Genomic DNA, 13658 nt, shown 5'->3' with positions numbered 1-13658 from the left:
GAGAGTTATACTTGCTCAAAGGTAGTCTGGCGAGAGCGCCCCCTCCGATCGCGAGGGTGGCTGCCACCTCCGTAAGGTTCGAGGTTTCGCCTCTACAAAAACCAGCTCGCGATCGGACTCTTGAATAATATAAAACCCTGAGTATAATTTTGTTCGCTTTTTTTTAATATATGACATACTGCCTTAATCTCGATTGCCCAAGAGACAAGCGTCAGAACCCACCAGGCACAAAGTATTGTCTTAATTGTGGTTCAAAGCTGCTGCTAAAAGACCTTTATGCAGCAACTGAACCGCTGCGCGACGGGGGATTTGGCAGGACTTTCCGAGCTGTTAATCATGGAAAATTTGAGGAATTGTGCGTGATAAAACAGTTGTCGCCCCCTCAAGATTTTCAGCGAAAGCAGGGTCATTTTAAAAAATATGTTCGACTTTTTGAACAAGAGGCAAGGCGGTTATACGAACTGAAGCACCCGCAAATTCCTCAGTTAATTTCTTATTTTGAGGAAGATGGGCGCTTGTATTTAGTCCAAGAGTTTATTGATGGGAATAATTTAAAGGATGAGTTAGATAAGTACGGTGCTTATAGCGAAATTCAAACTTGCGAACTGCTGTTAGATTTGTTGCCTTTATTGAAGTTTGTTCACGACAGAAATGTAATTCACCGCGATATTAAGCCTGAGAATGTGATCCGCAGATCTCGCGATAGTAAGTTAGTGCTGATAGATTTTGGGGTTTCCAAACAGGTAGTAGCTGCTGCTCCGACTAAAACTGGAACGAAGTTGGGAACTCCTGGCTACGCGGCTCTAGAACAGCGTCACGGTAGGGCTGTTCCTGCTAGCGACCTTTATAGTTTGGGGGTGACTTGCATTCGCTTGCTGACTTCTGTTATGCCTTATCTCGATATCTACGGGGACATTCACGATGACCTTTACGATCCGCTTGAAGGTCGGTGGCTTTGGAGGGAGGCTTTGCCAAAAGGAACACAAATTAGCGAGGATTTAGGTCAGGTTTTGGATAAGTTGATTCAGGAATATGTTAAGAATCGCTACAAATCGGCTGTGGAAGTTTTGGATGCTTTAAAACCTCCTGTTGTTGTTGTCCCCGTCCTGGAAAAGTCCCAGCAGGCAACGGTCATTAGTCCTGCGGTTCCGACTCAACCTGTGACTGAGACTCTGCTAGTTTCTGTGAATTTTGAGTCCGAAAAAGGTATTGATTATTCTCACTTGGCAAGGCTGCTGGCTGCTAAAAATTGGCGTGGTGCTGATGAGGAAACTTCTGTGAAAATGCTGGAGGTGATGCAGCAAAATTCACGGGGTTATTTGAGCGAGGAAGATATTAGGAAGTTTCCAGCTAAGGATTTGCAGACTATCGATCGACTTTGGGTGCGGCACAGTCACCGCAGATTCGGTTTTTCTGTGCAAAAGGGTTTGTGGCTCAAGTTGGGGGGAAAGCCTGGTGTTTATGATGCTACAGTTTGGGAGAAGTTTGGCGATCGAGTGGGCTGGCGGGTTAACAGCGAGTGGGTATACTATTCGGAGCTGAATTTTACTTCTAAAGCAAAGCCTGGACATTTGCCGGGGGGGACTGTTTTTGGGTGGGAAGGCGGGGTTTTGTGCGGTGTTTTGGGTTTGGGTGGGATCTGGTTTCTGCTGTCGCGACGGGATTTGTAGAAGGAAGGTATCAGGTAAGCTGTTGTGCATTTAAAACGCATATTGGTATAATATAACATAATGATATTCAGAAAAAGTGAATGCCTGCTAAAAACTTTCTAAGTTCCGAAACAAAGGAAAATCTTCAACAAGTATTAAAAGAGCATGAGCATCCAGATATTCGGCAAAGAGCCTTAATTTTTTGTTACTAAATAACGGAAATACACAAGCTCAAACTGCTGAACTAATTGGATGTTCTCTAAGAAAAGTTGCTTATTGGAGTATTCATGGTGATCCTGAGAATTTAGACAGTTTTAAAGATGATAGGATGAAGGGTAACTACCGAAAAGCCACAGAAGAATACATTGATTTACTTCTAGAGACAATTGAAGTAGAACCTGAGAAATATGGCTATGAATTCGGGAGATGGACAACAGCTAGACTTGCCATATATTTAGGAAAAAAGACAGGAATTGAACTGAGTAGCACTCAAGTAAGGAGGATTTTAAAGTCAAAAAAGTATGTTTACCTTTGGGCAAAATATAGCTTAGAGGATAAACAAGATACCGTAGAGAGGGGTTTATTTAAAGATAAATTAGCTGAATATCTAAAAATAGAAAAAGAATCTCCTAACCTTTTACAGGTATGGTTTTGGGACGAGAGTGGATTTAGTTTAAGAGTAATCAGAAGGAAGAACTGGTGTAAAAAAGGGACTCGAAGTAAAAAAAGAGGAGAGCGACGAAAAGGTCGTATTAATGTCATGGGTGGAGTGAGATATTCAGATAAAAAAAGATGGGTAGATTTTATTCCATCTGGGAATTCTGCTAATTTTTATGCAGTGCTAAAAAATTTTTATGAAGATTTAAAAGCCGAGTGGATATTGCAAGGAAATTTAGCCGAAGACTTTAAAGATAAGGGCTGTAAGTTTGTGATAATTTTGGACAACGCTAGTTTTCATAAAAAAGCCGAGACTTTGCAGAAAATAGCGTCAGAAATGCCGAATCTAATCATAGAGTTTTTGCCCAAATATAGCCCTGACTATAACCTAGTTGAATTAGTATGGCATTCTGCCAAGGAATATGTTGCTAATAGATTATTTGAATCCATTGAAAAACTAGAATCACTGTTACATAAACTTTTAAACGAAGGAGGACTAATTATGAAATGGAACCGAAAAATAAAAAATAAAGGTAACTTGGTTAATGCTGTTTAGATGTCGAACAGCTTAGAAGGCAGAATTTATTACTCAGGCTGCACCCGAAGCGAAGTCGAAGTGTTAGTCATGAAAGAGTTTTGAGTGGGGAATTAAAGAGTTAACAAATTTTGAGTTTAATCATCTGTTATGTAGAAATTAGCTCTAAAAAAAGCGAAAAATAAGATACAATCACAATCCCTTCGCTTCCAAATCTGGCAAAGGTGGTTGTGGGTGAGTTTCGCAGTTTGTCTGATGCAGAGGGTCACTTGAAAATTATCAAGGGGATGGTGCCGGCGGATCGATTGAGTGTTGTGTTCGATCCGGTAGTTCAAGCGTAACGTCGCTGGTAAATCGATCGGCGTGCGTGAAGCGCAGCTATCCCTTTCCCCGCAGGGGTTCCCGTTCCCCGTAGGGGTTCCCGTAGGGTAGGGTAGGGAATCGCTCTTCGATCTCAGCGATCGCCTCTTTTTTTAGATACTGTTTTTTTACATAAAAAATGCGACCGCTACAAAGGCGATCGCAACTTGAATCATTGTCCTTAACTGCGGCGAATTTCAGTAATTTGGTCGGCAACATCCAAAATTCTTTGGGGCATGGATGGCCCGGTAAAAATCATATCCAAATGATGGGGCTTGCTGTCAATCAATGCCACCACTTCGGCTTCGGGAATCAAGCCCAAATTAACCGCTAAACTCAATTCATCGAGAATAACTAAGGAATAACGACCTTCGCGCACCGCCTTTTGAACATACTCCCACAATTGTTCGATCGATCGCGTCTCCAGCTCATCTAAATCGGCATTCTCAATGCAGCGTGACAAATCGCAGCGCACCCAATCTAAATTTTGCCCCAGCCGCACCGGATGCTGATGCCCTTGATTAATTCCCCCTTTGAGGAACTGCACCGCTAGCACGGGAGATCCCTGTCCTGCAATTCTGAGGGCTTGAGCCATGACACTGGTAAAAAAGCAGCGGTGCGGGGCTGTAAAAACTTGCACCAGCCCTTGAACTGTGTAGGGCAAGCTGTGGGTTAAATTGAGTTTAGGGGTTTGTAACTGAGCAACCATAGGGCAATATTTAATCAGCAACTAAGTCTTGAGTGCAGCTCCGACCTTGACACGGCCCAAGCCTGCTTGACAATATATAGTGTACGGGGCCGAGCGCACATCGGATCGAACACTAGATATACAAGTTGTCAAAAGCTAGCGGCAGTGGCATTCGCAGTCTTTTGTTCGATTTTTGAACTCAATTAGCACTTACGCAGAAACGGGGTTTTTTACTAAAATACGGCGGGGAGCGCCCCAGTTAGATAGTTAGACGGTGAAAAAGCAAAGCGATGAGAGTCTTGGAAAGTCCAGGACTGTTAAGTGAAGGTACACATCGCGTAGAATTTGAATGTCGCGGCACTAGGAGCAAGGACTGTGAGATTGGTGATTCTGGGAGGGCCAGGAGCGGGGAAGGGAACGCAAGCTGAAAAACTGTGCAGCAAAGTGAGCATTCCTTTGCTTGCAGTAGGGGACATTCTCCGCGCGGAAATCGCCGGTGAAACAGACTTGGGCAAGTTGGCGGTGTCTTATGTGGAAAAAGGGGAGCTAGTTCCCGATGAAATTTTGATTCGATTTATCGGCCGCCGGCTGCTGCTGTGGGATGTCTTTAATGGCTGGGTATTGGAGGGATATCCGCGAACGGCTTTTCAAGCTGAGGAGTTGGATTTTTTGCTGGACGATTTGGCGCAGGAGCTAGATTGGGCGATTTGGTTGAAAGTGCCGATCGAGGTTTTGCGGAGCAGGTCGATCGAACGGGATCGATCGGATGACCACCCTGAAATTTTACAGCGCCGGCTCGATTTGTTCCACGAACGCACTATTCCTCTTTTAGAGTATTACGAATACCGCAACAAATTGTTAACTGTCAATGGCGACCAATCGCCTGAACAAGTCCAGCAGGATCTTCTCAAATTGCTCGAGGCTAAGGTCAAATAGTCAGATCATTTTAGATTTTAGATTTTAGATTTTAGATTGAATGACTGGATATGTAACGAATCACAAAAAGCCGGAATATTAATGCTCACTTCCCAATTTTTAATTCCCAATTACCCATTACGAATCACCTAAATCTTATGTCTTTCCAGCGTCCCGACGGCAGACAACCAAATCAACTTCGTCCGATTAGTTTCGATCGAGAGTTTACCAAATTTGCTAGCGGTTCCGTGCTCGCAAAAAGTGGCGATACTCAGGTACTTTGCAGCGTTACAATCAAGCCGGGAGTGCCGAGATTTCTGGAGAATACCGGACAAGGTTGGCTGACAGCGGAATACCGAATGTTGCCGGGATCTACGCCGCAGCGACAAGAGCGGGAATTTATGAAATTATCGGGACGGACTCAAGAGATTCAGCGGTTGATTGGGCGCAGTTTGCGATCGTGCTTGGATATGCAACTATTGGGAGAACGCACAATACTTGTCGATGCGGATGTTTTGCAAGCGGACGCGGGGACTCGCACGACTTCAATTACTGGCGGGTTTGTGGCTGTGGCTGATGCTTTGAACAAGTTGGTGCAAAAAGGTGATTTAGTGCGATCGCCCTTGATTCGCCAAGTGGCGGCCGTGTCTGTGGGACTTTTGGAAGGCGAGCCGTTTTTAGATTTGAATTATGTGGAAGATGTGGCGGCGGAAATTGATTGTAATGTGGTGATGAATGGAGATTTGAATATCATCGAAATTCAGGGAACTGCAGAAGAAGGAAGTTTCAGTAGGAGTCAGTTAAATCAAATTTTGGATGTGGCAGAAATAGGGATTCAGGAATTGTTGGAGGCTCAGCGGCAAGCTTTAGTTGAGTAGGACTTACGCATGGGAGTCAAAAAACCCGGTTTTTACGATAATACTTCGTTTCAGTCAGGAATGAGAATTAAATAACTTCCACTCTTGAAAGTGGGATGGGCGTCCCGCCCGTTCAAAAAGGACGGGCGGGACGCCCATCCCACAATAACAATTAAAATTGTAAGTTATTTAATTCGCGATCCTCAGTAGATTTGGTAAAAACCGGATTTCTTTGGTGCAAGCGCGACAGTAAGCCCTTTTAGGGACACGTCAATGGCTATTGATTGGTGTCAACTTAATCCCAAATATCACTTAATCCCAAATACCGGCAGGGGTTTAAATCCCTTGCGGACTGAGGGTTTGACGTGTTTGTTGACACAAATTGGCACGGCGCCGTGTCCTCTATATAATAATTCCGGTGCAACCGGAAACGATATCAAGCGATCGTGTGGTGGCGGACTCGGCATAAAAAATAGTGAAAAGGCCGATCGCACTGAGAACTTGCTGGCTTGCGGGCGATCGACCTTTCCCGATAAAATCAGTAAAACCCCAGCAAAATCTTGCCTGAGCTTGACCACATCCCATACTATAGCAACCGCCAAGATTGTTAGGAATTTCTTGATTACTTCCACCCTTTCTTTTATTACTTTCAGCATAAATGCCCTCAGCATAAGTGCGGTAATTCACTGGTTGATACTTTTTTTTTGACGGTTGTAGCCCAGTAAAAATGGCACATAGCGATTCAAACCCCAAGCGATCGGAATCAGGATCAATGCAGATAATATAGTGTAAGCTAACGCAACAATATTGGAGTGTTCTAGGGAACTTTTAGGTACTTTAAATACATAGACTAAAACACCTGTAAAAAATGGAAATAGCAACAGATGCAGCGGAAAAATAACCAGAGTATTTTTACCGATTTCTGTTAACAGCTTATTCGGCTTAATCAATCGAGAAATCTGTGCCCAAAATAATATTCCAGACAGTGCTGCCAAGTAAAAAAAGAAATAGTTATTACCAAAATTTCCAATAATAAAAGCACTTTGCTGATTGAGATTTGAAAACACGATATAAGCTAACGTTCCCAGTAGCAAAAGTGGCCACTGATACCACACTTTAAAGCTATCATTCAAAACATAAGGTTTAACTAAGTAGCCTAGGCCATAGAAAACTACCGCTGTTAAGGCAATGTCAATGCCAAATGGCAGTCTAAATTTTTGGATATCGACCACTTTAAAGAAAAAGTAGCCAATAACAGATAAACTAAACAGGGCAACTCCTAGGCTTTTACGAGAGGGTAAACGAATTAGGAAAAAGAAGAGTAATTCCGTGACAAACAAACAGGGAAAGAACCAGAGCGTAATATTAAAATCTAGCCATCCCCAACCCCCGACTCCGTATATAATATTAGTTAAAAAATGTACTATTGGATTAATCGGCAGCGCATCTTTCTTGATTTTCCCTATTATGAAAAACCACATTATGTAGCTAAAAATGCCAAAGCTTAAATAAGGAATTAGTAGCCGTTGAGCCTTGATTTTTACAAATTCAATAAATTTCTCTTGTCGAATAGATTCTTTGACAAAAAATCCAGAAATCAAGAAAAATAAAGGCATAAAAAATGAAGCTGCATATAAATCAAGTCCACTATCTAGACGCCCTGTATGCACCAATACGATCGATAAAATACCAAAAGCTCTTAAGTTGTCAATCCAAGAAATTCGACTGCTACTTAATTTTTGTTGCGCTAGGTCACTCATTTTTCCCTCAATTCTCACACTACAGAATATCTTTCGTTTAGTTTATTTAATTTAACTCATGTACTTATGAGGCCTTCATTACTTTCTGAATTGTCATTGTGCATCTAATCTATTAGAATTAAATATATGATTTTCCATCCTACTTTACTTCCCAAATATTGTCAATTAATTAAGTATGATAGTCAGGTGCGAATTTATACCTTACATTAATTTTTAATCCTGCTTTACCAAGGACTCCCAATCATCACAAAAGCCGACCAATAATAAGGATGCGACAACTTTAAATCCGCAAACCCTTGCAGCGAAGCCGGCAACTCCACCCCCTCACCCCGACTCGAACCCCGCAATCTTCCCCCCTCCAAACGCACATCTCCCCGCAACATCGCAATTTGCGCTTGTCGCAGCGCCGCCCCCTTAATTCGCGCCGTCTTCAACTGCTGGTAAAACTCACTCATCAATCCCAAAGTACCTTCATCACTCACGTACCACAAACTCCCCAAAGCCGTTTGCACCCCCGCTTGCAGCGCCAACCCCCCAAAACCCAACTCCGCCTGTGCATCTCCCACCGCAGTCCGACAAGCACTTAAAACTAACAGATTCACCTGCGGATCGTTCAATCTCAAATCCCGCAATTGATCCAGTCGCAGCCGACTATTCCACAACTGAATAAAAGAATTATTCGGTACTCCAGGTCGAAATTCGCCGTGAGTAGCTAAGTGAATAATGCCAAAAGGTCGGCTTTGATGCTGTCGCTTCAAATTATCCAAAGTGAAACCCTCATTCAGAAAACTAACTCCCGGCCACTCTCTGGAAATAGCAGCTATTTCAGCAGGAACCGCAGGTAAAGGATTCAACTCGGAAAATTCCGAGGCACCCATTGCTAAAACTTGAGAATTTCTGATATCTACGTAGCGAGTATCTGTTAAATTAATGCTGGGCATCAGGCTGAGATTGTACTTTTCCACCAAAAATTGTTGTCCGTCGTGCAAAGCAGCAAAGGGCATACCTCTCAAACCCCGATCGACAACAAAGGAAATAGTATCAGTTCCGCACTTTTTCAAACTGTCCTCTAAAGGCGCAATCATCCACTTATAAAGCTGTTGCGAAGATGGTAGATAACTTGTAGTAGCCCGCACCCCCGGTTTGGTAATCTCATCCCTGAACTGAGTTACAACTTTCAGCAGTGCTTCCCGGTTCGCGGCCGGCACGCTTTTGTGAACAACTTCACCGCAAGAAGTTATTAGCATTAAATTTAATTTTTCCGGTTGCGAGAACAGATAAATTAAGCTGGGTTTCGTGACAGTTTCTTGCCCCACGGATGCTAATTTTATTTTAATTTCGTCTGGAGATATCAGTTCGTCTCTGAGGTTGAGACCGAAATATTCCCCGAATTCTTGGCTGAAAGATTTGTCCAGCAGAGACAAAGCTGCCGATATTTTGCCTGCCTCCAAATTCCTGCCGATGTCGCCGCGAAATGCCGGCTGAATAACAGAATCTCTGATTTTTGAATCGATGAAATTTCTGAGTCCTCTGGGAAATTGCATTCTTTCGGGCGGCATCCTGTCTCCGGGTTTTCCTATATCTCGCGATATTCTATTTTGGTTCTGTCGCTGTTGGCGGCTAAAGGGTTGGTTGGGATCGGGGAAAAGCAATCGCCCTCGATCTAATGGAAATCTATCCCTTGGTGATATTGGGGGCGAATTGGGGTTATTGGGATTTATGGGATTATTCGGATTGATGGGATTGAGGGGATTATTCGGATTGTCGGGATTGAGGGGATTGAGGGGATTGTCGGGATTGAGGGGATTGAGGGGATTGTCGGGATTGAGGGGATTATTCGGATTGTCGGGATTGAGGGGATTATTCGGATTGTCGGGATTGATGGGATTATTCGGATTGTCGGGATTGAGGGGATTATTCGGATTGTCGGGATTGAGGGGATTATTCGGATTGTCGGGATTAGTGGGTTGGTTGGTAGTGACGATCGCACTATTGCCTTGAGTGTAAGAATTGATAAAAGATTGCCCCCGAGCAATCGTACCCACACCATTACTGGCGATCGCCCCAGCAGTACCGTTAGTCGTCGCATCTCCCACCGAAAAAGCCGTCGGCGGATTCACATCGCCCCCGCCGTGGCGGATCGTAACTTTACCGGGTTGAGTGTCGCCAAGAGTCGAGATGCTAACAGGAGTGCCGTTTTGGTCAAAAGTACCCGTCACTCGAACTAAACCCGGAGTTGCGATCTCAACATTACCGCCCGGAGCCTCGATCGATGCAACACCAATATCATTTTGAGCGTTAAGATTTACTGTAGAAGTGCGATCGGCACTAACAACAGGATTAACATTTATTCGCCCAATTGCGATTTCGTTCCCCGCTAAAATTCCCACACTTTCGGCAGCACTTATATTACCAGTGCTGACAGTTCCCCTGCTGCTAGTGACATCAACTGCAACTCCCCGCAAATCCCCTGAATTCACATCGAGCGGCGCTGTTAAATTGACATTTCCTGTTGTGGCGTCGGTATTGCCAATATTAATCCTTCCCGAGCTGCTATTTACATTAGCTCCCACGCCCCGCAAATCCCCTGAATTCACATCGAGCGGCGCTGTTAAATTGACAGGATTTTGTGTTGCTGTAGCGCGTCCAATACCAATACTTCCCGAATTGCTATTTACATTAACTCTTGCTCCCCGCAAATCCCCTGAATTTACATTGACCGAACCTATTATATTAATATTCCCAATAGATGTAGTATTGCCGATCGCAATATTTCCCCGATCGCTCTTGAGATCGACCGATCTCCCCAGCAAACTCCCTGCATTTAAGTTGCTGGTTGCTCTCAAAGCAATCGTAGCCGCCGGAGCATTGATGGCATCAACGCTAATATTAGTTAGGGCGTCCAGATTGACTGTAGGGATAACGGGATTAACTGGATTTGTGGCGGCAGGATTAACAGTTATTGCCCCTGTGTTGATTTGCTGTCCGGCTAAAATTCTGACATCTCCGGTAGTAGCGATCGCACCCGTATTAACACGCCCATTGCTGCTGCTAGCACTGACAGTCGCAGCGGTGAGATTGCCTACCGTTAAGTCCCTAAAAGCTGTCAAATTGATATTTTCAGTTGCTGTGATATTGACTGGTGTAGTATTAGGCACGATGGTATTGGGATCGGTCAACACTCCCACTGCCCCGGAGTTACTGGTAATATCAACATTAGATCCCTGCAAAGTCCCAAAATTCACATTGCCAAAAGCTCTGAGTTCGATCGCCCCCGAAGTCCCAGTATCGATCGACCCTGTTACTATATTACCTCGAACAGTATTCAGACTAATACTGCCGTTGATATCAGCACGAGAAATGTCACTTGTCAATATAATATTGTCATTAGCTTGAATATTAATTGTAGAACTAGACGTTAATCTGCCCCCAGCTAGCACTCCTGCTTCCCTACTTTCGAGACTAATTTCACCGCCATTAATATCTCTAGTTGCGATACTTCCCGGCGCTGATAAAATCACGGGCCCGGCTGCAGAAATATTTTCAACCGAAATCAAATTGCTTGATAAAAGTGGACTTGTAAATATTGAATTTTCACCTAAACTGTTACTAACAGGATTTAGCAGATTTGCCACTCCCGCCCGCAGAATTAAGGCCGGACTTCTGGTTAAAATAGCAATATCTGGATCGCCACTCACATTTTCCGTACCCAATGCAATATCGGGGCCGGTAATTGTAATATCTTCGGCAACAATGCTCCCCTTCGCCTCGACTTTCAGCGAAACTCCGGTATAATCTCCCAAGAAAACATCTGCTTCTGAACTGATAATCGGGTCAAATAAACTGACAAAGTTTCCCGGCATTCCCGACAAATTGCGAATCGAAAAATTGCCACCAGAAACAAAGTGAGAATCCCCCGAAATAACGCCGTTGCTAACCAAACTCAAATTGCCGCCGCTTTGGAATTGCGGGGGAAGAGACAAGCCGCCGATCGCATTTTGAGTCAGAATATCAATAGTGCGATCGGCCTGAATGTATAAATTCCCCCCAGCCTTTGCCAAAAAAGGATTCTGGGCGCTGTCCCTGACCCGCACCGCATCCCGGCCCAGCAAAGTCAAATCCCCCGCAGTTTGCAGCCTAGCGCCCGCTAACGTGAGATTTTCCGCAGCCCGTAAATTCGCACTTCCCGCATTCAACTGCGGCAGCCCAGACACATTAGCAGCAATCGCCACATCCCCAGAATTCACCTGCAAACCAGAACCCACAAGCCGAACAGAACCGTCATCGGCAACCGCAACACCCGCCGCCTGATTTTGCCCAGTACCTGTCAGCAACTGCGGCAAAGAAACAGGATTCAAAGTCTGTTGAAAATTGCCAAAATTTCCGCCAGTTGCTATTTCCAAACTCAACAAATGCCCCGGTTGACTAATGCGGATAACATTATCTCCCCCAACAGCAGCAACAGTAATTTGCCCGCCCGCAGCCGACAACTGCCCGGTACTGACAACCGTACCGCCAAGCAAAGCCAAATTTTGCCCCGGAGTCACAGCCAAATTGCCAGCATTAACAATACTTCCCGGTACACCCGCACCAAAATAAAAAGCATTTGGCGTACCAACCAAGGCGCTAAAATTATTTGTACCCGCAGCATTAAACCAATTTGAACCAAAACCGACACCAGTAGCAGTAGTTGCAGTAAAAGCCGCCGGCACATTCAAACTCGCGTTCGGGCCAAACACAATCCCCGCAGGATTAATTAGAAACAGATTAGAATTGCCGCCCGTGACAGTAATTAAACCGTTAATTAACGAAGCCTCCCCGCCAGCAATTCGAGCTAATATATTCTGAATAGCCGAATTAGTCAGAAAATTAGCAATTTGACCTTCATTCAAGCCAAACTGCCCAAAACTGTGAAAAAGATTCGCGCCGTCTCCCGACAAACTGCCGCCGTTGATATCATAGCGGTTGCCGCTGGGAGTGACAACAGTACCCGTACCGTCAGCAGCAGGCACTATGGGCTGTGCTTGCGCGAAAGTATTAAAAATTAACAAAGAAAACGGACAAATAAATAGCGCAACCTTTTTAATCTTTAAGTTGGCATTTTTCATAGCAGCAAGTAAAACTATCGCAATTGCCTTAATTATCGCACTTGCAAACAACTTACCTGTAAATAACAAATTAATTCGCTCATGACAACTCCCAAAATCAAAAGCCTCTACACAGACGGCGCTTGTTCCGGCAACCCGGGCCCAGGCGGCTGGGGTGCAGTAGTTTGTTTCGCCGACGGCAACTGTCACGAACTCGGAGGTGGAGACCCCCAAACTACTAACAACCGCATGGAAATGCAGGCTGCAGTCGCGGCGCTGGAATTTTTTGCCAATTCCGGTCAAAGCGAACCAGTCACGGTTTACACCGACAGCGAATACGTTAAAAACGGCATCACTAAATGGATTCAAGGCTGGAAAAATAAAGGCTGGAAAACCTCAACGGGCAAAGAGGTTGTCAACCAAGACCTCTGGCATCTGCTAGACAAGCTGAATTCCCGACAAATCAAGTGGGAACACGTCCGCGGCCACTCCGGCGACTTCTACAACGACAGATGCGATGAAATCGCCCGCAGCTTCTCCCGCAATCTCACTCCCGAACTGCAACAGCAGAAACCAACGGGAGACGAGGCCGGGGCGGGGACGGGGGCACCGCCCCTACACTTTGACAACACAATTGTTTGGGAAGAAACGGACACAACTGGTAACAAAACGATAGAATCCTATGTCATAACTTCTGACCTTCCGATCTCCAACTCTACCATGATGGATTCAACTGCCGATACCCTGGAGAACTTGCCCCGCGAGGTGAGGGTTCAGGACCTCCGCAATCTGATCGAAACGTTGCACATCGCCGACGAGGTTGCGACGAAAGGCTACTTGATTACCAGTTCTGAACTGGCTGATTTGATGGATGTAAATGCCAGCGCTGTCACCAGTCGCGGAGACAATTGGGTGTGGCGAAATTGGGTAGTTTCGCGGGTGCGCCGCGAAGGCAACCAAATTCTCTGGCAATTAGAGAGAATCGACCACGTTAGTACAACTGATTAGTGGTTGGTCATGAGTTATTGGTTGATTAATAACTGATGACTAATGACTGTCTCAAAGCAAGATTTGGCAAAATTCCGTAGGGACACAACAATGTTGTGTCCTTTTAGCCATCTGTTTACTAAACAAACTAAGCTGTTGTGCA

General features: G+C 44.8%; 8 protein-coding genes and 1 pseudogene. 5 read left to right on the top strand and 4 right to left on the bottom strand.

Going from position 1 to position 13658, the window contains the following annotated elements:
* Nucleotides 1-170 precede the first annotated feature (170 nt).
* Both OSC7112_RS27640 and OSC7112_RS27635 read left to right on the top strand, forming a co-directional pair.
* The gene (locus OSC7112_RS27640; RefSeq protein ID WP_041622765.1) at nucleotides 171-1670 is read left to right on the top strand and encodes a GUN4 domain-containing protein; all 1500 of its coding nucleotides are present in this window, start codon (nucleotides 171-173) and stop codon (nucleotides 1668-1670) included.
* A gap of 80 nt (nucleotides 1671-1750) precedes the next feature.
* Nucleotides 1751-2862: pseudogene (locus tag OSC7112_RS27635) on the top strand (IS630 family transposase).
* Nucleotides 2863-3382: 520 nt separating this feature from the next.
* Here OSC7112_RS27635 and OSC7112_RS27630 read toward each other — a convergent pair.
* Nucleotides 3383-3910 carry a P-loop NTPase family protein gene (locus OSC7112_RS27630; protein ID WP_015178980.1) on the bottom strand — a complete coding sequence of 176 codons (528 nt, stop codon included), beginning with the start codon at nucleotides 3908-3910 and terminating at the stop codon, nucleotides 3383-3385.
* Nucleotides 3911-4264: 354 nt separating this feature from the next.
* On the opposite strand from OSC7112_RS27630, the gene OSC7112_RS27625 reads away from it, so the two are divergent.
* Nucleotides 4265-4825: an adenylate kinase family protein gene (locus OSC7112_RS27625; RefSeq protein ID WP_015178979.1), complete on the top strand. Its 561-nt coding sequence runs from the start codon at nucleotides 4265-4267 to the stop codon at nucleotides 4823-4825.
* Between the two features lie 137 nt (nucleotides 4826-4962).
* Nucleotides 4963-5682: a ribonuclease PH gene (rph, locus tag OSC7112_RS27620; RefSeq protein ID WP_015178978.1), complete on the top strand. Its 720-nt coding sequence runs from the start codon at nucleotides 4963-4965 to the stop codon at nucleotides 5680-5682.
* Between the two features lie 287 nt (nucleotides 5683-5969).
* Here rph and OSC7112_RS27615 read toward each other — a convergent pair whose 3' ends face one another.
* From OSC7112_RS27615 to OSC7112_RS27605, 3 genes are all read right to left on the bottom strand, one after another.
* The gene (locus tag OSC7112_RS27615) at nucleotides 5970-6317 is read right to left on the bottom strand and encodes a hypothetical protein (protein WP_015178977.1); all 348 of its coding nucleotides are present in this window, start codon (nucleotides 6315-6317) and stop codon (nucleotides 5970-5972) included.
* 27 nt (nucleotides 6318-6344) lie between these two features.
* Nucleotides 6345-7421, bottom strand: a complete 1077-nt coding sequence (locus OSC7112_RS27610; RefSeq protein ID WP_015178976.1) for an acyltransferase family protein — start codon at nucleotides 7419-7421, stop codon at nucleotides 6345-6347.
* Between the two features lie 224 nt (nucleotides 7422-7645).
* On the bottom strand, nucleotides 7646-12529 hold the full coding sequence (locus OSC7112_RS27605) for a CHAT domain-containing protein (RefSeq protein WP_015178975.1): 4884 nt from the start codon (nucleotides 12527-12529) through the stop codon (nucleotides 7646-7648).
* A gap of 81 nt (nucleotides 12530-12610) precedes the next feature.
* Here OSC7112_RS27605 and rnhA point away from each other — a divergent pair, with 81 nt between their 5' ends.
* Complete coding sequence (rnhA, locus tag OSC7112_RS27600) at nucleotides 12611-13516, top strand: ribonuclease HI (protein WP_015178974.1); 906 nt, start codon at nucleotides 12611-12613, stop codon at nucleotides 13514-13516.
* Nucleotides 13517-13658 lie beyond the last annotated feature (142 nt).

It is taken from the genome of Oscillatoria nigro-viridis PCC 7112, from assembly GCF_000317475.1.
Taxonomy (GTDB): Bacteria; Cyanobacteriota; Cyanobacteriia; order Cyanobacteriales; family Microcoleaceae; genus Microcoleus; species Microcoleus nigroviridis.
This window is presented reverse-complemented; position numbering and strand designations above follow the sequence as displayed.

What these genes read in the sequence shown, in the direction of transcription:
- OSC7112_RS27640 (WP_041622765.1), top strand. Translation starts at nt 171, where the DNA reads ATGACATACTGCCTTAATCTCGATTGCCCAAGAGACAAGCGTCAGAAC.
- OSC7112_RS27630 (WP_015178980.1), bottom strand. Translation starts at nt 3,910, where the DNA reads ATGGTTGCTCAGTTACAAACCCCTAAACTCAATTTAACCCACAGCTTG.
- rph (WP_015178978.1), top strand. Translation starts at nt 4,963, where the DNA reads ATGTCTTTCCAGCGTCCCGACGGCAGACAACCAAATCAACTTCGTCCG.
- OSC7112_RS27615 (WP_015178977.1), bottom strand. Translation starts at nt 6,317, where the DNA reads ATGCTGAAAGTAATAAAAGAAAGGGTGGAAGTAATCAAGAAATTCCTA.
- OSC7112_RS27610 (WP_015178976.1), bottom strand. Translation starts at nt 7,421, where the DNA reads ATGAGTGACCTAGCGCAACAAAAATTAAGTAGCAGTCGAATTTCTTGG.
- OSC7112_RS27605 (WP_015178975.1), bottom strand. Translation starts at nt 12,529, where the DNA reads ATGAAAAATGCCAACTTAAAGATTAAAAAGGTTGCGCTATTTATTTGT.
- rnhA (WP_015178974.1), top strand. Translation starts at nt 12,611, where the DNA reads ATGACAACTCCCAAAATCAAAAGCCTCTACACAGACGGCGCTTGTTCC.